A 19773-nucleotide genomic window follows, 5' to 3' on the forward strand; every position below is an offset into this window, starting at 1 on the left:
AAACAGTGTAAATTTTGCTTGATAATGCGTATAATCATTCGATTTGATTCATATGTTAGAAATCGTTATTCTTTGCCTTAGCAAATCTGATGATGCGTTTCAATTTAGAGATAAATAAATATCGAAGTAAACAAAAAAGAGTAAAAGATTCACTGAAAGGGAACAGGCTACGTAAAAATGGATAAAAAAAATGACCATAAAAATAATTTAATTCCACAGCCTGCTTCCCTCTCTGCTTCCTCTTCAGAACGTCTTACACCTATGATGGAGCAATACATAGAAATCAAAGCCGTCCATCATGATTCCCTTCTTTTTTACCGGATGGGGGATTTTTATGAACTCTTTTTTAAGGACGCAATTGAAGCTGCTCAGGCTTTAGGAATAACGCTCACAGCACGCGGAAAACATTTAGGGCAAGATATTCCTATGTGTGGTGTTCCTGTTCATGCTGCAGATGATTATTTGCAAAAACTCATTGCTTGTGGTTATCGCGTTGCTGTTTGTGAACAAACAGAAGATCCTGCTGAAGCAAAAAAACGGGGGGCAAAATCTGTTGTTCGGCGTGATGTTGTTCGCCTTGTAACCCCCGGAACGATAACAGAAGAAAAACTCCTTGATCCAACACGCGCAAATTATTTGATGACACTTTCCCGAATAAAAACTGGCGACGGAGAAGAATTTGCCCTTTCTTGGATTGATATCTCAACAGGTATATTTCGTGTAACTGAAAGCCGCCAAGAAAAACTTTTAGCCGATATTATGCGTGTGGACCCACAAGAAATCATTGTTGCTGATTCCTTTTTTCATGATAAATCGCATAAATCACTTTTTAATGTTCTTGATCGTATCGTTTCACCTCAACCGGCTTGTCTCTTTGATACCCTCACTGCTGAACGCGATATTTGCACTTATTTTAAACTTTCAACGCTGGAAGGTGTTGCCGATTATTCACGCTGCGAACTCTCTGCAATCGTAGCCGCTATCCGTTATATCGAAAAAACACAAATCACGCATCGTCCCCCCCTCATGCAACCTGAGCGTCAAAATGAAAGTGCTACCCTTTTTATTGATGCTGCAACCAGACTAAGCCTTGAGCTTATTCGAACGACATCAGGTCAACGGGATGGAAGCTTATTAAAAGCTATTGATCGCACTGTAACAGGTGGAGGATCTCGCCTTCTCATTGATCGCCTTATTGCTCCCCTTACCACCCCTTCTGCTATTGATACGCGTTTGGATTCTATCGATTTTTTTCTCCGTAATCCTTCTCTTGCAGAAGCAATAAAGCTCACTTTAAAAGGGGGACCAGATATGCCCCGCGCCGTTTCACGTTTGGCTCTTGGACGAGGAGGTCCCCGTGATATGGCAACGATTCAACGCGGCTTTGAAATCATTCGTGAAATTCATCAGCTTCTTAATAATGAGCTCCCGCCTCAAGAAATAAGTGATATACAACAGGTGTTTTCAAATCTCCCCGTTGCTTTACATCGCCATTTAGACCAAGCATTGGCTGATGATCTCCCACTGCTTAAACGTGATGGTGGTTTTATTCGTTCCAATTATCATCAAGAGCTCGATGAAATGCGTGCTTTACGGGATGAATCACGCCGTGTCATTGCTGAACTTCAAGCACAATATGCCCAAGAAACAGAAATTAAGACACTTAAAATAAAGCATAATAATATTCTAGGCTATTTCATTGAAGTCACCAGTACACAAGCATCTTCCCTTATAAATAATCCACAAGCTAAAGCACGCTTTATTCACCGGCAAACAATGGCAAATGCTATGCGTTTTACAACAACAGAGCTTGCTGATCTCGAAAGTCGTATTGCCCATGCTGCCAGCCACGCCTTGACACTTGAACTAGAGATCTTTGATACGCTTGTTCACGAAATTACTGAACAAGTTGATTTTATTCGTAAAGCCGCTGAAGCACTTGCTATTTTAGATGTTTCTGTCGCTTTAGCACATCTTGCTGAAGAACAAGGATATTGCCGCCCTAAAATTGATCATTCACTGACCTTTCATATCACCGCAGGACGCCATCCGGTTGTTGAGCAAGCACTCCGCAAACAAGCAGCAGAACCCTTTGTTGCCAATAATTGTAATCTCTCTGTGCAAAAAAATCAGCAATATGCAGCAATCTGGCTTTTGACTGGACCTAATATGGGAGGAAAATCAACCTTTTTACGGCAGAACGCTCTTATAGCTATTATGGCGCAAATGGGGTCCTTTGTTCCTGCAACTTCAGCACACATTGGCGTTGTTGACCGCCTGTTTAGTCGTGTTGGTGCTTCTGATGATCTTGCTCGGGGGCGCTCAACCTTTATGATGGAAATGGTTGAAACGGCAACGATTCTCAATCATGCAAGTCACCATTCTCTTGTTATTCTCGATGAAATAGGACGTGGAACATCAACCTTTGATGGACTTTCTATTGCTTGGGCTGCTGTTGAATATCTCCATGAAGTTAATCACTGTCGTGCTATTCTCGCTACCCATTTTCATGAAATGACTGCTCTTACCGAAAAACTTGATAGACTGCACAATGTAACCATGAAAGTCAAAAATTGGAATGGTGATGTGGTTTTTCTTCATGAAGTCACGCCAGGAGCCGCAGACCGATCCTATGGTGTACAAGTTGCAAAACTTGCTGGACTTCCTTCAGCCGTTATTACACGAGCAACAGATGTCCTCCATCAATTAGAACAAGGTGAAATGGCTGGAAAAGGACATAAACTTATCGATGATTTACCACTCTTTTCTCTCAAAACAGCCTCTCCCCTTAATGAAGAAAAAAACAAACATGATGTACTTCACGAAGCTTTAAAAAATATTCATCCCGATGAGCTTTCCCCTAAACAAGCCTTAGAAACAATTTATCACCTCAAACAACTTGAAAAAAATAATTCCTTATAAAGGAATAAACATTCCCTTTTATTAAAAAGCTTTCTTAATAGAAAATTAAAGTACCCTTTTTGATATGTTTTAGTATAAAATAGTTGTTTACTGTATCCTCATCACTTTTCTGCACAACATATTTTGATAAGCATAGAGAGAAAAAATCCTACGCATTCTCATATTTTCTTAGATCAAGATTAGCTCTTAATACAAAAAATTAATCAACATCGATTCTTTTTACAACACAGTCCTTTTTTGCAAAAATTGTTATGAAATTTTCTCTCCCCTATAAATAAATAGATTTAATGAATCATACTTTTTTATGATCAATATTATTGTTATCATAGCAACAGCTTTGATTTAAAGCTGTCTGTGTTGGAATGCCACCCAATTTTACATGATAAATTCATAGATAATGGGTTATAGATTTTGTTTACATTTTTAACGATCAGAAAACTCTTTTACTGTTTTTACATACGTTGTATGAATAAACCTACTGCTTTTGATTTTCCTAAAAAGCCTTTGAACTTCTTCTCGCATCTCAAAAATAGAAATTTTCGCTTAAATCTGGGTTGTTTTCAGACTAGATTCTAGAAGCTTTTCCTTGAATTCCAATCATATAATTCACTTAAACTAAAGAATTGACAAGCTTTTTTAAGAATATTCCCACACACTAAAAAATACTTAATGTTGAAGGTCGTTTTATATCACAGCCCCCAATAAGGGTGTTTTACGACATAACATGATAATATCACCGATACAGTAAATATCTTTCCTAAATACGCGTAAAAAGAGCTCGCAATCTCCTACAAAACTTAGAAGATATTATGAAAAGTAATTAATCCCCTTCTTCACCTATCTTAAGCTAGTTACTAAAACGGAAAATCTGCAATAAGCGTTTAAATCATATTTATATTTTTTAATCATACTCACAATGATTCAAAATATTATGATAAGTTCGTAAACTTATAGAATAACCTGCTTAGAATATCGTGCAAAAAATCAGAGCATATTTTCTCTTTAACTTTTCTTATAAGGACGCATCCTTCCTCTCATCAAATATTACGAACAGCACCTTTTGCGGCAGATGTTGTCATCGCAGCATAAGCTTTGAGAGCCTTTGAAACTTTGCGCTGACGCTTCTCAACCGGTTGCCAAGCATCTTTTCCTTTCGCTTCCATCTTGGCACGACGCTGTTTCATCTCAATATCATCAACCAATATATGAATGCTACGGTTTGGAATATCAATTTCTATGATATCCCCTTCTTCCACCAACGCAATTTCTCCTCCTTCAGCCGCTTCTGGTGAAATATGGCCTATCGAAAGCCCTGAACTTCCCCCTGAAAAACGTCCATCCGTAACAAGTGCACAAACTTTGCCCAATCCTTTAGATTTGAGATAACTCGTTGGATAAAGCATTTCTTGCATTCCAGGTCCCCCACGCGGTCCTTCATAACGGATTAAAACAATTTCACCTGTTTTAATTTTATCATTTAAGATCGCTGAAACAGCTGAATCTTGGCTTTCAAAAATTCTTGCTGGACCTTTAAAGGTCAAAATTGATTGATCAACGCCTGCTGTTTTTACAATACAGCCATCTTTAGCAAGATTTCCATAAAGAACTGCCAACCCTCCATCTTGTGAATAGGCATGTTTCCTATCGCGAATCACACCTTTTTCACGATCAAGATCAAGAGTCTCATAGCGACAAGATTGGCTAAAAGCTATCTGTGTTGGAATACCCCCTGGAGCGGCACGATAAAATGTACAAACTGTTGATTCTTTGGTTTGTTTTATATCCCAATGATCAAGAGCTTCTTTCATGGTTTTTGCGTGAACCGTATAAGTTGATGTATCAATGAGTCCGGCCGCATCCAATTCGCCTAAAAGCCCCATAATACCACCCGCGCGATGAACATCTTCCATATGGACATTCGCAACAGCAGGAGCAACCTTACACAAAACTGGAACACGACGTGAAAGGTGGTCAATATCCGTCATGGTAAAATCCACCTTACCTTCTTGCGCCGCTGCTAAAAGATGCAGTACCGTATTGGTTGATCCCCCCATGGCAATATCAACAGTCATAGCATTTTCAAAAGCCTTGCGTGAAGCAATAGAGCGTGGCAAAATTGTTTCATCATCTCTTTCATAATAACGCTTGGCCAATGCAACAATCTTCCTTCCAGCTTCTTCAAAAAGCATCCGTCGATCTGCATGTGTTGCAAGCACCGATCCATTTCCAGGAAGCGAAAGCCCCAAAGCTTCTGTTAAGCAATTCATGGAATTAGCCGTAAACATTCCTGAACAAGACCCACATGTAGGACAAGCAGCACGTTCCATTTTAGCAACTTCTTCTTCTGAATTCTGTTCTGAAGCGGCGGCAACCATGGCATCAACCAAGTCAACCCTTAAATCTTGATCTTTCCATTTAATCTTACCGGCTTCCATAGGACCGCCTGAAACAAAGATTGTTGGAATATTCAATCGTAAAGCAGCCATTAACATTCCAGGTGTAATTTTGTCACAATTAGAAATACAGACAAGAGCATCCGCACAATGGGCATTGACCATATACTCTACAGAATCAGCAATAATTTCACGTGAGGGCAAAGAATAAAGCATTCCATCGTGACCCATCGCAATTCCATCATCTACAGCAATGGTGTTAAACTCTTTTGCAACGCCACCGGCAATGGTTATCTGTTGTGCAACCAATTGTCCAAGATCTTTTAAATGGACATGTCCTGGTACAAATTGTGTAAAAGAATTTGCAATCGCAATAATGGGTTTACCAAAATCCGCATCTTTCATCCCTGTTGCACGCCAAAGACCGCGAGCTCCTGCCATATTACGCCCGTGTGTCGATATTCTTGAACGGTAAGAAGGCATTATTTTTTTCCCCTCAAATAATTCCATTTTACTTGTTGTGCTGTAACTTCATTATAAAAACAAGAGCTTTAATATTCAAAAAAGAAAAATACCTTGTACTGAAGCAGTCGAAGCACAAAATTAAAAGCCTTACATAAACTTCCTCATAAAGTTTTTATTTTGCTATTACCTATTAATCAATATCTAATCGCAGAATAACTGAACGTTTGAGAAAAATTCAAAATGATTCAGTGCAGAACAAACTATTCTAAACTTTTATATGCAAGATTTAGTTGTATATTGCATCAATCTGTTTGCGTAATTTCTGGAAAAAGAGGATAGTCTAATTGGTGAAGAATATGAAAGTATAATGGTATAAGAACCTACCATCTCCTTACACTTTCAGCTTTATGCCTTTCAAAAGCATCCATAGCGATCTCTTAAATAATGATAACACATTCTCTCATGCTTTTGTTTTTCACATGCTTCAATGAAATCAAAATCTTCACGCAAATAGAGTGCTCCAGTGGAATGAACTTTTCCTACCCATTCACGCACTCGTTTTAAAGAAGTATCTCTTAATATGCTCTAGCCCATTTCATCACCGAGCCCCTGAATGATACAATGTCCCCATAAATAAAACTTATAGAGCACCACCACCTTTACACTTATGTAAAGAAAAATTTGGTAAAATCATCCATTTTACTCATCCCAAATGTTGCGAAAATCCTGGACAATTAAGACAATTCATAAGGGAGATATTCTTTCCTTCAAATATTTTTACCTACACACCAATTCTGCTTATGAACGAAAGAAGCTCATAATTTTTAGGTCTCTCATTTCAGTTGTAAAAAATTAATTATGAATAGTCACCAATCTTTTATTTTAGTGATAACACTACCATTGCAGCAAAATGCCAATCCTTCTAAGCCCTCCACACAATACCAAGATACCGCGGCCCTCAGCAACAAAAGAAGGCAAAATCTAACAATACCGTTAAATAGCCCAATATCTTTTAATTGAGAAAAAACGGATAGAATTTATAAAGAGATCCGTTTTTTCTCGTAAAGCGCAATCTAGTGTAAAGTGACAATCTGGAGTTCGTGCTCATTGGCTCCAGCAAGAGCAATAGAGCGCTCATCGGATAAAATGATAGGATAACCTGTCTCACCAAAAAGCGCCCATATGGTAATGCCTGGGGTCATAGGTGGAAGATCTGGAAAGTTTTTAGCCAGATCATCTGTACAAACCTTTTTTAAATAAGCAATCTGTCCCGCATCAGAGTAGGACGTGTTCTGAAATGATAAGCTTTGTTTATGTTCTCCCATTTCACTCTTCCTTTACGCCTTAACTTTTATAACTCATCACGACTGATTTTAATTGGAATCTGTTTTATTTCTTTTTTTAATTTTGGTTGGCATAGATTAATTGATAAAAGACCATTTTTCAACTCGGCATTTGTAACATTCATCCCTTCCGCAAGGACAAAGATCCGCTGGAATTGCCGCGCGGCTATACCGCGATATAAATATTGATGATTTTGATTGTCTGTTTGTTTACCATGAATAACCAATTGATTATCATCGAGCAAAATATTAAGATGATTAATTTTAAATCCAGCAACAGCTAATGTTATCCGGATATGATTTGCATCATCGTTTTTATGTAAACGCTCAATATTATAGGCTGGGTAAGCCTCATCAGCTTTACCGATACGTTGTAATATTTTTTCTACGGTTTCAAATCCTAAAAGGAAAGGATTAGAGAAAGGTGTCACATGTGTCATTCATGAGTATCCTCTTTAAAGCGGCTTTACTTGACCAAACTCTATATAAAGTGTTCGCTACATTCTTCTCATATGGCGAGCGTGAATGATAACTTCAAGAGAGAAGATTAAGAGAGTTCAATGTCTCAAAGTAACATAAAAATATCTCGAAATACCATAAATTTGTCAAAGATGCGAAATTTATCTGGTATATTATATAATGAAGATGAAATTGCAGAAATATTTCGCCGTTTTTCTGTGCAACGCCCAACACCTAAGAGTGATCTTAACTATACAAATACTTTTACACTGTTGATTGCCGTTGTTCTTTCAGCTCAAGCGACAGATGTAAGCGTTAATAAAGCGACAAAAGAACTCTTTCGCCTTGCTGATCAACCGGAAAAAATGGTTGCATTAGGGGAAGAAGAAATAGCACGCTATATCCGTTCAATTGGTCTTTGGCGTGCAAAAGCACGTAATGTTTATGCACTTTGCAACTGTTTAATGGAGCAATATGGTGGTCAAGTCCCTGATACGCGTGAAGCACTTATGGCCCTTCCAGGCGTGGGACGCAAAACAGCGAATGTTATTTTAAACGTTGCTTTTGGTCAGCCTACATTGGCGGTCGATACACATATTTTTCGCTTAAGCAATCGTCTTGGTTTGGCACCTGGCAAAACACCCGAGATTGTTGAGAAAAAATTATTAAAAATTATACCGCTTCATTATCTTCGTCATGCGCATCATTGGCTGATTTTACATGGGCGTTACGTCTGCCAAGCGCGTAAAGCACAATGTAGGCAATGCATCATTGCCGATTTATGTAAAGCCGCAAGCAAAACAAATGCTATTCCGGCTCCTTTGGTTGAAGTTCAAGGCAATGGAGCGCCGATTTTTTTGTAATACACTCTTGCTATTTTATGTATACTAGCTTATGAGAACGTCTGTTGAAGAGCCGCCCGGCAGGGCATGCCGTGGCTGTTTAAATGCTTATTCAAGCGTTGGTCCGCTTGAGTGAATAAAATGTTCGATTGAATTAATTAATGTATGGAGTAGCAAAATGCCCAAGATGAAGACCAAATCATCCGCGAAAAAGCGGTTTAAAATCACTGCGTCAGGCAAAGTTAAAGTAGCAGCTGCCGGTAAGCGCCATGGTATGATTAAGCGTTCGAATAAATTTATTCGTGATGCACGTGGAACGATGGTTTTGAGTGAGCCAGATGCCAAGAAAGTTATTCAGTATTATTTGCCGAATGGTCATTAAACCTTACGCTTTTGATTTTGAGGAGAGTATTACATGGCACGTGTAAAAAGAGGTGTGACAGCCCACGCTAAACACAAAAAAGTTTTAAAACAGGCTGAAGGTTTTTACGGTCGTCGTAAAAATACCATTCGTGCTGCTAAGGCAGCAGTTGATCGTTCAAAGCAATATGCTTATCGTGATCGCAAAAATAGAAAGCGTACTTTCCGCGCTTTGTGGATTCAGAGAATTAATGCAGCCGTTCGCGCAGAAGGTTTAACGTATGGGCGTTTTATTGATGGCTTATCAAAAGCTGGTATTGAAGTTGATCGTAAGGTTCTTTCAGATATAGCAATCTATGAGGCAGAAGCATTCTCTGCTTTAGTCGCTTCGGCAAAAAAAGCTTTAGAATATTTAAAAGATACAACACCTAATGCTTTTGAAAGCGCTGTCAAGTAAGCCAGTCGTGTTCTCTTAAAGCATTTATTTATTCGAGGTCCCGTGCTGGCTATTGCGAGTGCGGGGTTTTTTTATTAAAAAAATAGGCAAAAATATGAACGATATTGAGCGTCTGGAACAAGAAATTTGTTTAGCCTTAGAAGCTGCAGGTGATGAACAGGCCCTTGAAGCAGTGCGTATCGCGGCGTTAGGCAAAAAAGGCAGTATCTCGGAAAGATTAAAAGCATTAGGAAAGATGGAGGCGAGCGAGCGCCAAAAAGTTGGACCCGTTCTTAATGGATTAAAAAATCGCATTTTAGAATTATGGACGCAAAAGCGTGATTTTTTGAAAAGACAAGCAATGAATGCCCGTCTTTCTCGTGAAACGGTTGATATTACCTTGCCTGTTCGCTCTTCACCTATGGAACGGGGTCGTATTCATCCTATTTCACAAGTGATTGAGGAAATTATCGCCATTTATACAAAATTGGGTTTTTCACTTGCAGAAGGACCAGATATTGAAACAGATTATTATAATTTTACGGCATTGAATTTTCCTGAAGGTCATCCAGCACGTGAAATGCATGATACCTTCTTTTTTGATGTTGATAAAATGGGAGAGCGGAAATTATTACGCACCCATACTTCACCTGTACAAATTCGTACACTGGAGAAGCAAAAAGCACCAATACGCATTATTATTCCCGGGAAAACTTATCGCATGGATTCGGATGCAACACATTCTCCTATGTTTCATCAGGTAGAAGGTCTTGTGATTGATAAAACCTCGACCATTGCCCATATGATGTGGTTGCATGAGACTTTTTGTAAAGCCTTTTTTGAAGTTGCCTCTGTAAAGATGCGTTTTCGCCCCTCTTTTTTCCCTTTTACCGAACCATCTATGGAAGTTGATATTCAATGTGATCGTTCTGGTTCAGAAGTAAAATTTGGAGAAGGAGAGGATTGGTTAGAAATCTTAGGATGCGGAATGGTGCATCCTCATGTTTTAAAAAATGTTGGTTTAGATCCCGATGAATATCAAGGTTTTGCATGGGGCATGGGTATTGATCGCATTGCCATGTTGAAATACGGTATGCCTGATTTGCGGGCTTTTTTTGATGCAGATCTACGTTGGTTAGACCATTATGGCTTCCGTTGTTTTGATATGCCGGCTTTTTTCCCCAGTTTAAGAAATGTGTGATCTTATCAGAAGCTTTGATGTGAGGTTTTAAAATGAAATTTACATTGTCGTGGTTAAAAGATCACCTAGAAACAGATGTATCTTTGCATGAAATTTGTGAGAAGCTAACGGCTATAGGACTTGAGGTTGATGATGTTGATGATCGTTCTTCTTTAAAAGGATTTATCATTGCGAAAGTTTTAACAGCCAAAAAACATCCTGATGCAGATAAACTTCAGATTTTATCAGTCGATACGGGGTCTGATACACCTGTTCAAGTTATCTGTGGCGCACCAAATGCGCGCGCTGGTCTTGTGGGTGTTCTTGCATTACCGGGTACTTATGTGCCAGGACTTGATGTAACGCTATCGGTAGGAAAAATCCGTGGTGTTGAGAGTTTTGGAATGATGTGTTCATGGGGCGAGCTTGAATTATCCGGTGAAAATGATGGGATTATCGAGCTACCAGAAGATGCACCGATTGGTGGATCTTTTGCGGCTTATACTGGTTTAGATGACCCAATCATCGATATTGGTTTGACACCTAATCGTTCTGATTGCACAGGTGTTCGCGGCATTGCCCGTGATCTTGCTGCTGCTGGAATAGGAAAATTAAAAGAATTATCCTTACCACAATTCGAAGCAAGTTTTGAGACACCACTTGATGTTTCGTTAGATTTTTCGCAAAGCACATCTTTATGTTTAGGTTTTGCTTGGCGTGAAGTGCGCAATGTTCAAAATGGTCCATCACCGCAATGGATGCAACAGCGTTTAAGTGCAATTGGTCTAAGACCGATTAATGCGCTGGTTGATATGACCAATTATATTAGTTTTGACCTTGGTCGTCCGCTCCATGTTTTTGATGCTGATAAAATTAAAGGAAATTTGTATGTTCGTTGTGCGCGTGAAGAGGAACAACTTCAAGCACTTAATGGAAAAATCTATCATTTGAATGTTCAGGACTGTATTATTGCCGATGAAGAAGGTGTTGTTTCTATTGCTGGTATCATGGGTGGTGAGAGAACAAGCTGTGATGAGACGACGCGGCGCGTTATTATTGAATCAGCGCTTTGGGATGCACAGAGCATTGCACAAACGGGACGTGGATTAGGCCTTATCAGTGATGCACGTTATCGGTTTGAGCGGGGTGTTGATCCAGCCTTTATGGAAACAGGGCTTGAAATTGCAACAGAACTCACCTTACGCCTTTGTGGTGGTGAAATATCCAAGACAAAAATTGTTGGCTATCAGCAACAAGAAACCAAACAGATCGCTTTTCCTTTTTCTGAAATTAAACGTTTAACAAATTTGGAAATAGAGCCTGAAAAAGTCATCTCTATTTTAACGAAACTTGGATTTTGTGTTGAGGGAAAAGAAGATGTCATTACAGTAAAAGTACCATCATGGCGCCCTGATATTATGGGTAAAGCCGATTTGGTGGAAGAAGTCATGAGGATTTATGGGTTAGATAAAATTAAACCTATTCCTTTGGAAAACTTCGTAGAAGGAAAAGATCAAGTTTTAACATGCGTGCAAATTCGTTCACGCGCTACCCGTTTGGCTTTAGCACATCGTGGTATGAAAGAAGCCGTAACATGGTCTTTTATCTCTGAAAATCAGGCTCTTGCTTTTGGGGGAGGTGAAGCACAGCTTAAATTAACAAATCCTATTTCTACTGATATGTCAGTGATGCGTCCTTCTCTTTTACCTGGTTTGCTTATGGCAGCACAGAGAAATGCTGATCGTGGTTTTTCTGATCTTGCTTTGTTTGAAATTTCTAGCATTTATGAAGGTGATACCCCTGATAAACAACGACGTGTTGTAAGTGGAATTCGTCGTGGCACAGAGAAATTTGAAGGGGCTGGGCGTTTTTGGAATGGAAATGCAACAGCTGTTGATGTTTTTGATGCTAAAGCAGATGCTTTAGCTGTTTTAGAAGCATGCGATATAGATGTTGGGAAAGTGCAGATTGAAGTTGGAGCCCCTGATTGGTATCATCCAGGTCGTTCAGGGGTCATAAAACTTGGATCAAAGATTATCCTCGGTTTTTTTGGCGTTTTTCATCCAGCAACCTTAGAAAAATTAGATGTCAGTGGTCCTTTATGCGGCTTTGAAATTTTTCTAGATCAAATTCCAGAACCAAAGAAAAAAACAACGAAAAACCGTCCTCCTTTGAAATTATCACCGTTTCAAATGGTGCGGCGTGATTTTGCATTTATTGTTGACAAAACAATTGCTTCTTCTCTTATTGTTCGTGCTGCTCAAGGAGTCGATAAAAAACTTATTCATTCCGTACAGGTTTTTGATCTTTTTGAAGATCAGAGCCTTGGTGAAGATAAAAAATCTGTTGCCATTGAAATTGTTATTCAACCGATTGAACGCACTTTGACAGATAAAGACCTAGAAGAAATTGCTGCAAAAGTAATAGAAAACGTCACTAAAATGACAGGCGCTTATCTTCGTCATTGAGTATTTTCAAATGGCTTTTATAAAGATAGGAGCACGTTATAAGTGCTCCTTTATTTTTTAAAGGTTCGCAATCTATAGAATTTTTTGAAAGAGAATTTTACAACAATTCATTCATTGATAATTTTTATTTTAAATAAGAATCTTGAATATTATGAGACTTATCATTTCAAATTCTTTTTGAATGAATCAAAATCATTTATTCTCCTACCTTAAAGTGGAGCAGTTGTTTAGAAATCATAAAAAAAATAAAAATGCTTCTTACACAGGCTCTCAAATGCCAAAGACTGTTGCAATATGAGGAATTTATCGTGCAACAATGGGATTGAAAAAAGAAAATAATGGTAGCAATTTTGTAAAATCAATGATGAAGCTCATCCTCTTTGGAACCTGTATCTTTCAACTCAAGCCCATGAAATGAATATAAGGGGGTGTGTTAAAATAAGTCGCATGAATGACATGATAAGTCTTTGTTTTAAGCGTTCTATTTTTATGTGAGAGATGTGATCTCATTGGAAAATGAGAGTAAAAACATGGGGCAATACGCTTTCTATGAATTAAAAGGTACTGTTTGAGATCTTTAGAAAAAACGCAAAAATTGCATTATAACTGTAAATAACTTAACTAACCTGATCTACTAGCACCATCAGCAACGTACTAAAATCCTTTGGATTTTCAAAATTCATTTTATGTAAAAGCTGAATTAAAAAGAGAAGATCATCGGAAGGTGTTTTACTTTGTATCTTTATATTCTCTTTTAAAAAAAGCTGCATTTTTGTTTCAAAGGTAGGTCAAACAGATATGCGCAATATTTTTTCTCCAGTTTAGCAGATAAAAGCAAGAATTGCTTATAAGGCTTTTAAACGTAATATTTTTTCAAATGTGTGCTTATTTTGAGAAACATATTTCAGTGCTTCTAAGTTTATTTTACGACAGCATCCGTGGATAAGCTTATTGGGCATTATCCTCTTTATGTTTAAAGAGCAAATTGACTCCATTATACTTTCTCTTTTCTAGCTTCCATATAGCCGACAAAACCTTGTGTGGGCGAGAGACCATAAGAAGCATTTTTATTCCTTTTTATCGTTTTTGTTTACAGGTTCACTCTGCTTGGAATGATCAAGTAAAAGATAGTCGCGTCATAATAAGAAAGTTTAAAATGATAAAACCCTATGATACTCAGATCATTAACTCAATAAAACGATACGTTATCCTTATAAATTAATATGTTATCATTGGAATGAACTGTTGATTGAACAGCGATAGAAAAGTCACAGGCTTTATGAGATAAAAAGTTCCATAAAACACAAGCTTACCAGCAGTGAATGGAAAAAATATCTCAGCTTTTTATTAAATTCTTTGCAAAACAACAAAGCAATTTTTCTTTTAAATTATTCGCTTTTTTCAAGGTGAATTTTCAAGAAAAGAAAGAATTATTTTTAAAGGGCTTGAAAAGTTAATTTTTGTAAAAATCCTTCATTGCAAATGCAAAAGATAACTGTTATGGCTAAATGATAATGCAAATCATTCGCAATAAAATAAAGAGAAAATTAATGAATATAAAAAAAATTTTTACTCTCATTCTGGGAAGTTTTATTTTTCTTACTCCCAATTTAGCGGTATGTGCTAGTAAATTTAAAGCTGTTACAACATTCACCATTATTGCCGATATGGCACGAAATGTAGCTGGTGATGCTGCTGATGTTGAATCAATCACGAAACCAGGTGCTGAAATTCACGAATATCAACCCACACCTCGTGATCTCATGCGGGCACAAGGCGCAAATCTTATCCTATGGAATGGATTAGAGTTAGAACTTTGGTTTGAAAAGTTTTTTCAAAATATCAAGGATGTTCCAAGTGTCGTTGTTTCAAAAGGTGTTGTACCCATTACAATTGGTGAGGGCCCCTTTAGTGGTAAGCCAAATCCCCATGCATGGATGTCACCGACCTCTGCTTTGATTTATGTTGATAATATTCGCGATGCCTTTGTAAAATATGATCCCGAACATGCTGCTATTTATAAAGAAAATGCTGAAATTTATAAACAGAAGATTCGCGCCACCATTGATCCAATTAGAACTGAATTGGCAGCAGTTCCTCAAGATAAACGTTGGCTTGTAACCAGCGAGGGTGCATTTAGCTATTTAGCACGTGATTTTGATCTAAAAGAACTTTATTTATGGCCGATTAACGCTGATCAGCAAGGAACACCCCAGCAGGTTAAGCATGTTATTGATATGGTTCGAAAATACAATATTCATGCCGTTTTTTCTGAAAGCACAATTTCTCCAGCACCTGCAAAACAAGTCGCAAGAGAAACAGGGGCTAAATACGGTGGTGTACTTTATGTTGACTCTCTGAGTGAGAAAAATGGTGAAGTCCCCACTTATATTGATTTATTACGTGTCACGAGTGGACGTATTAGCAAAGCCTTATTAGAGGGAGTAAAAAGCCAATGACGGAAAGTGGAATATTTGCCCAAGGGGTAACGGTAACTTATCGTAATGGACATACAGCTTTACGCGAAGTAAACTTTGAAAGTCCAAAGGGTTCTATTACAGCATTGGTCGGCGTGAATGGATCCGGTAAATCAACATTATTTAAAGCAATTATGGGGTTTGTACGCCCTTCAAAGGGAAAAATTCGCATGTTTGATTTACCCGTTGATACGGCTTTGAAAAAAAATCTCATTGCTTATGTTCCTCAAAGTGAAGATGTAGATTGGAATTTTCCTGTTCTGGTTGAAGATGTCGTCTTGATGGGGCGGTATGGTCATATGAATTTCTTTCGCTATGCACGCTCACGCGATTATGAAGCTGTTCGTGTTGCCTTAGAACGGGTTGATATGTTGCCTTTTGCCAAACGCCAGATTGGAGAACTTTCTGGTGGACAGAAAAAGCGTGTTTTTCTAGCGCGTGCTTTGGCACAGAAAGCAAAAGCTATTTTATTAGATGAACCGTTTACAGGGGTTGATGTTACAACAGAAGATAAAATCATTGCTTTGTTACAAGATCTTCGTAAAGAAGGAGCAGTCATCTTGGTCTCTACCCATAATTTAGGCTCTGTTCCGGAATTTTGTGATCATACGGTTTTAATCAAAGGAACTGTTTTAGCTTCTGGGTTAACAGAAAAAATCTTCACAAAGGAAAATCTGGAAAAAACTTTTGGAGGATCTTTGCACCACCATATTTTCGATCTTCAAGACACTAAAGAAAATAATGTTTTTATGAGAAGAAAACAGTCTACAGTTTGTGAAAATATTGAAAAAGTGGAGCACGTTGCATGATTTCTTTTTTGCTTGAGCCACTGAGCTACCAATATATGGTAAATGCAATGTGGGTTTCTGGATTAGTGGGGTGTGTTTGTGCCTTCCTTTCTGCTTTTTTGATGTTAAAAGGTTGGTCGCTTATTGGTGATGCACTATCCCATTCGATTGTGCCTGGTGTCGCAGGGGCTTACCTTTTAGGGTTACCGTTTTCACTTGGCGCTTTTTTTTCTGGTGGTCTTGCAGCAGCAGCGATGCTGTTTTTTAATCAGCGGACAAAACTGAAAGAAGATACCATTATTGGTCTGATTTTTTCTTCCTTTTTTGCTTTTGGATTATTTCTTAAATCCTTAAAGCCAATGGCTGTTAATATTGATACCATTGTTTTAGGAAATATTTTAGCAGTCAGTTCATCAGATATTATACAATTGGCTTTCATTGGTTTTTTTTCTTTACTTCTATTACTTTTAAAATGGAAAGATCTCCTTGTTTCTTTATTTGATGAAACACACGCACGTGCCATTGGATTGAACGTAAAGTTTTTAAAGATTCTCTTTTTTACGCTGCTTGCTGCTTGTACTGTTGCTGCTATGCAAACAGTTGGAGCATTTTTGGTCATTTGCCTTGTGGTAACACCTGGGGCAACAGCTTATCTCTTAAGTGATCGTTTTGCGAATATCTTGATTATTGCGGTTATAATTGGAACATTCACAAGCGTATTGGGTGTTTATGTGAGCTATTTTTTGAATGCTCAAACGGGTGGTGTTGTTGTACTTTTTCAAGCATTTTTGTTTATGTTAGCTTTTATTTTTGCTCCTAAACATGGGTATATTGCTGCACGTTTACGGATCAATGCAGCCAAAAAAGGGATGATATTGTCATGATTGATCAATTACTACTTCCTTTTCAGTTTTCTTTTATGCTGAAAGGCATGCTTATTGTTATAATTCTTTCTGTTCCCATGGCAATGCTTTCTTGTTTTCTTATTTTGAAAGGATGGGCACTGTTAGGCGATGCCATTTCCCATGCCGTTTTTCCTGGTGTTGTGGTTGGTTATATGACAACGCCGTGGGTGATAGCATTTTTGACTTCTTTACCATTTGCTTGGCTTCAACATATGCGCCAAGAAAATATTACAATGACTTTGATTACTTGCGGCGCTTTTGTTGCCGGTATGGTTTGTGCACTTACGACAGGCTTTTTGGGAAGCAATAGCCGTATCAAACAAGATACAGTGATGGGTGTTGTTTTTTCATCGATGTTTGGTTTAGGGCTTGTTTTAGCAACATCTATTTATAGTAGTTTAGATTTAAATCATATTCTATTTGGTAATTTGTTGGGTGTTAACTGGCTTGATATTACACAGACGGCGATTATTTCTGCGATCGTTACCTTTATTTTAGGCGCAAAATGGCGCGATTTTATGCTGTATATTTTTGATTCCGTTCAAGGCCGTGCCATGGGATTGCGAATATCACTGCTCCACTATACCCTTCTCACAATGATTTCTCTTACAATTGTTGCGGCTTTGAAAGCGGTTGGAATTGTGCTTGTTATTTCCTTACTGATAGCACCAGGAGCAATTGCCTATCTTGTCACAAAACGGTTTTCTTTTATGTTAATGATCGCAATACTTGTTGCAGCTCTTTCTGGTTTTTTAGGGATTTATCTCAGCTTATTTATCGGCTCTGATTCTGCTTCTACAATTGTGTTGATCTTAACGTTGATTTTTATTGCCATTTTTATGATGATTTTCGTTCGTCAAAACACAGTTCAAGAAACTTGACGGTGATAAAATTCGTGCATATCAGCCATGCATTTTTATACATTGTTTCTCACGCTTATTTTAATTAGAGGTTGAATCGCTAGGTTATTTTTCCTCCTAATGTCTAGCAAGTGAATGCAGTACGTTTTCTCCCCCCCAACGCTGCATTCTTAATTAAGAGGCTGCATTGATTTATTCTGCAGCCTTTTTATTTTTTTACTTTTCTAAAATCTCTTCTTATTTCTTGAAACCATTTAAAATAATTATCATATTGCAAAACGAATTAGTATCCTGAAGGAACTTATGACAGTAAAGGCGCTTACACATAGAAATGGTGAAGAGGGGAAATAGTAAAGCGGAATTATCCACTCAAGCATATAAACAGTGAAACAGATACAATTTTTGTGTAAAGTTTTACGTGGAGCAAAATAATACAAGAGAATGAAGAAATATTTCAAGATATCATCCCCTTTACGCCTCTGCTATTATATAGCAGGTTGGATAATGGTTATATTAGGTATTATCGGTGTGGTATTACCTATTATGCCAACGGTACCTTTTTTGTTGGTTGCCTCATGGTGTTTTATGCGTTCTTCTCCACATTTTCATCAGTGGTTGAATAATCATCGTATTTTTGGTCCCCCTCTTAAACAATGGGAAGAAAGAAGAGCTATTTCTCCATTTGTTAAAATTTTTGCCGTGATGAGTATGACAGGAGGGGGATTATCCTTTTTCGTAATGATACACCCTCCTTTATGGATTTCTTTACTCGTTACCGTTATATTATTTTTGATTGCTATTTATATTGTGACACGTCCATCTTCATAATGATAGAAAAGGCTTTATTTTTGTAAAGCATGTAAGTTTTACTAAACTTCCTTGATACATTAAGTTTTTTAAATGCATCGTACATATTTTAAAGTTTTTCTTATTGACCTTACGTAAGTAAACTGCATGTATGAGAAACCAAGTGGAATCTTCTCAACAAGAAGCTGAACGATTTACTGTGGCCTACAAGGGTTAAGAATACTCGTCCTTAAAGTAGGATAAAGGTTGACTTCTTAAACAATATATTCGTTTAAAGAGCCAAAAACTACATCTTTATAGGTCTAGCAAAGCGCTTTTTATTGCCAAAAAAATTGAGATAACGTTGTATTTCTTGTGGTTCACCGATCGTTTTTTCAGGATTATCTGAAAGTTTTACGGCTGGTCGCCCGTTAGCATGGGTTACTTTACAAACAAGGGAAAGAGCATCAAGGGTTGCAATTTCTTGAGGAGCACAGCCTGTAAAATCATTGGTAAGATCAGTGCCCCATCCAAAACTCATGCGCACTTTTCCCTGGAAGTGGCGATAGGTTTTTTCAATTGTATCGACGTCAAGTGCATCGGAAAAAATCAAGAGTTTTTCCTGTGGATCTTTCCCTTTTTCTTTCCACCATTGAATAATGCGTTCGCCTCCTTCAATGGGAGGAGCACTGTCAGGTCTAAAACCTGTCCAGTCGGAGACCCAATCTGGTGCATTGCGTAAAAATGTTTCTGTGCCAAAGGTATCAGGCAAAACAATGAGAAGATTCCCGCCGTAATAACGGTTCCAATCTTGCAAGACTTGATAGGGTGCTCTGCGTAAATCATCATCATTTTTGCTAAGAGCAGCAATGACCATGGGTAATTCATGGGCATTGGTTCCAAGAGCTTCTAGATCTGTATCCATAGCCAAAAGGACATTGGAAGTTCCGGTAAAGGAATTACCAATCCCCTCTTTTAATGCTTCAACACACCAGCGTTGCCATAAAAAAGAATGACGACGCCTTGTACCAAAATCAGATATTTTAATATCAGGTAATTTTTTGAGACGTTCAACTTTACTCCACATTT

At 38.0% G+C, this 19773-nt stretch carries 15 protein-coding genes; 11 read left to right on the forward strand and 4 right to left on the reverse strand.

Going from position 1 to position 19773, the window contains the following annotated elements; genetic code table 11:
• Positions 1 to 177: 177 nt before the first annotated feature.
• Positions 178 to 2922: a DNA mismatch repair protein MutS gene (gene mutS, locus FS875_RS03645; RefSeq protein WP_144753173.1), complete on the forward strand. Its 2745-nt coding sequence runs from the start codon at positions 178 to 180 to the stop codon at positions 2920 to 2922.
• A gap of 1037 nt (positions 2923 to 3959) precedes the next feature.
• On the opposite strand, the gene ilvD is transcribed toward mutS, so the two are convergent.
• The 3 genes from ilvD to FS875_RS03660 form a co-directional block, all read right to left on the reverse strand.
• Positions 3960 to 5798, reverse strand: a complete 1839-nt coding sequence (gene ilvD, locus FS875_RS03650; protein WP_144753176.1) for a dihydroxy-acid dehydratase — start codon at positions 5796 to 5798, stop codon at positions 3960 to 3962.
• A 1055-nt stretch (positions 5799 to 6853) separates the two neighbouring features.
• On the reverse strand, positions 6854 to 7105 hold the full coding sequence (locus tag FS875_RS03655; RefSeq protein ID WP_005774433.1) for a BQ00720 family protein: 252 nt from the start codon (positions 7103 to 7105) through the stop codon (positions 6854 to 6856).
• Positions 7106 to 7131: 26 nt separating this feature from the next.
• Positions 7132 to 7563 carry an Hsp20 family protein gene (locus FS875_RS03660; protein WP_144753179.1) on the reverse strand — a complete coding sequence of 144 codons (432 nt, stop codon included), beginning with the start codon at positions 7561 to 7563 and terminating at the stop codon, positions 7132 to 7134.
• 171 nt (positions 7564 to 7734) lie between these two features.
• Between FS875_RS03660 and nth the strand changes: the two genes are divergently transcribed.
• The 10 genes from nth to FS875_RS03710 all read left to right on the forward strand — a co-directional run bounded on the left by nth (position 7735) and on the right by FS875_RS03710 (position 18726).
• The gene (gene nth / locus FS875_RS03665) at positions 7735 to 8445 is read left to right on the forward strand and encodes an endonuclease III (protein WP_373925586.1); all 711 of its coding nucleotides are present in this window, start codon (positions 7735 to 7737) and stop codon (positions 8443 to 8445) included.
• A 157-nt stretch (positions 8446 to 8602) separates the two neighbouring features.
• Complete coding sequence (rpmI, locus tag FS875_RS03670; RefSeq protein WP_144753182.1) at positions 8603 to 8806, forward strand: 50S ribosomal protein L35; 204 nt, start codon at positions 8603 to 8605, stop codon at positions 8804 to 8806.
• A gap of 33 nt (positions 8807 to 8839) precedes the next feature.
• Entirely contained in the window at positions 8840 to 9241 is a 402-nt protein-coding gene (gene rplT, locus FS875_RS03675; protein WP_005774428.1) for a 50S ribosomal protein L20, read from the forward strand.
• A 94-nt stretch (positions 9242 to 9335) separates the two neighbouring features.
• On the forward strand, positions 9336 to 10421 hold the full coding sequence (gene pheS / locus FS875_RS03680) for a phenylalanine--tRNA ligase subunit alpha (RefSeq protein WP_144753185.1): 1086 nt from the start codon (positions 9336 to 9338) through the stop codon (positions 10419 to 10421).
• Positions 10422 to 10453: 32 nt separating this feature from the next.
• Positions 10454 to 12868, forward strand: coding sequence for a phenylalanine--tRNA ligase subunit beta (gene pheT / locus FS875_RS03685; RefSeq protein ID WP_144753188.1), 2415 nt, complete (start codon positions 10454 to 10456; stop codon positions 12866 to 12868).
• A gap of 1550 nt (positions 12869 to 14418) precedes the next feature.
• Positions 14419 to 15327: a metal ABC transporter substrate-binding protein gene (locus tag FS875_RS03690; RefSeq protein WP_005774423.1), complete on the forward strand. Its 909-nt coding sequence runs from the start codon at positions 14419 to 14421 to the stop codon at positions 15325 to 15327.
• A complete protein-coding gene (locus tag FS875_RS03695; RefSeq protein WP_144753191.1) occupies positions 15324 to 16154 on the forward strand; it encodes a manganese/iron ABC transporter ATP-binding protein in 831 nt (276 codons plus the stop codon). The genes FS875_RS03690 and FS875_RS03695 overlap by 4 nt, the downstream gene beginning before the upstream one ends.
• A complete protein-coding gene (locus FS875_RS03700) occupies positions 16151 to 17017 on the forward strand; it encodes a metal ABC transporter permease (protein WP_144753194.1) in 867 nt (288 codons plus the stop codon). Before FS875_RS03695 ends, FS875_RS03700 begins: the two co-directional genes overlap by 4 nt.
• Positions 17014 to 17919, forward strand: a complete 906-nt coding sequence (locus FS875_RS03705; protein ID WP_144753197.1) for a metal ABC transporter permease — start codon at positions 17014 to 17016, stop codon at positions 17917 to 17919. The genes FS875_RS03700 and FS875_RS03705 overlap by 4 nt, the downstream gene beginning before the upstream one ends.
• Before the next feature lie 420 nt (positions 17920 to 18339).
• Positions 18340 to 18726, forward strand: coding sequence for a YbaN family protein (locus FS875_RS03710; protein WP_144753201.1), 387 nt, complete (start codon positions 18340 to 18342; stop codon positions 18724 to 18726).
• Positions 18727 to 18991: 265 nt separating this feature from the next.
• Here FS875_RS03710 and FS875_RS03715 read toward each other — a convergent pair.
• A partial coding sequence (locus FS875_RS03715) for a beta/alpha barrel domain-containing protein (RefSeq protein WP_483977067.1) occupies positions 18992 to 19773 on the reverse strand: 782 nt, incomplete at its 5' end.

This window comes from Bartonella saheliensis, from assembly GCF_902162175.1.

Excerpts from the sequence above, each read along its gene's own strand:
- FS875_RS03655 (WP_005774433.1), bottom strand. The coding sequence starts at position 7,105 with ATGGGAGAACATAAACAAAGCTTATCATTTCAGAACACGTCCTACTCT.
- rpmI (WP_144753182.1), top strand. The coding sequence starts at position 8,603 with ATGCCCAAGATGAAGACCAAATCATCCGCGAAAAAGCGGTTTAAAATC.
- pheS (WP_144753185.1), top strand. The coding sequence starts at position 9,336 with ATGAACGATATTGAGCGTCTGGAACAAGAAATTTGTTTAGCCTTAGAA.
- FS875_RS03710 (WP_144753201.1), top strand. The coding sequence starts at position 18,340 with ATGAAGAAATATTTCAAGATATCATCCCCTTTACGCCTCTGCTATTAT.
- FS875_RS03690 (WP_005774423.1), top strand. The coding sequence starts at position 14,419 with ATGAATATAAAAAAAATTTTTACTCTCATTCTGGGAAGTTTTATTTTT.
- FS875_RS03700 (WP_144753194.1), top strand. The coding sequence starts at position 16,151 with ATGATTTCTTTTTTGCTTGAGCCACTGAGCTACCAATATATGGTAAAT.
- nth (WP_373925586.1), top strand. The coding sequence starts at position 7,735 with ATGCGAAATTTATCTGGTATATTATATAATGAAGATGAAATTGCAGAA.
- FS875_RS03705 (WP_144753197.1), top strand. The coding sequence starts at position 17,014 with ATGATTGATCAATTACTACTTCCTTTTCAGTTTTCTTTTATGCTGAAA.
- mutS (WP_144753173.1), top strand. The coding sequence starts at position 178 with ATGGATAAAAAAAATGACCATAAAAATAATTTAATTCCACAGCCTGCT.
- FS875_RS03660 (WP_144753179.1), bottom strand. The coding sequence starts at position 7,563 with ATGACACATGTGACACCTTTCTCTAATCCTTTCCTTTTAGGATTTGAA.
- ilvD (WP_144753176.1), bottom strand. The coding sequence starts at position 5,798 with ATGCCTTCTTACCGTTCAAGAATATCGACACACGGGCGTAATATGGCA.
- rplT (WP_005774428.1), top strand. The coding sequence starts at position 8,840 with ATGGCACGTGTAAAAAGAGGTGTGACAGCCCACGCTAAACACAAAAAA.
- pheT (WP_144753188.1), top strand. The coding sequence starts at position 10,454 with ATGAAATTTACATTGTCGTGGTTAAAAGATCACCTAGAAACAGATGTA.
- FS875_RS03695 (WP_144753191.1), top strand. The coding sequence starts at position 15,324 with ATGACGGAAAGTGGAATATTTGCCCAAGGGGTAACGGTAACTTATCGT.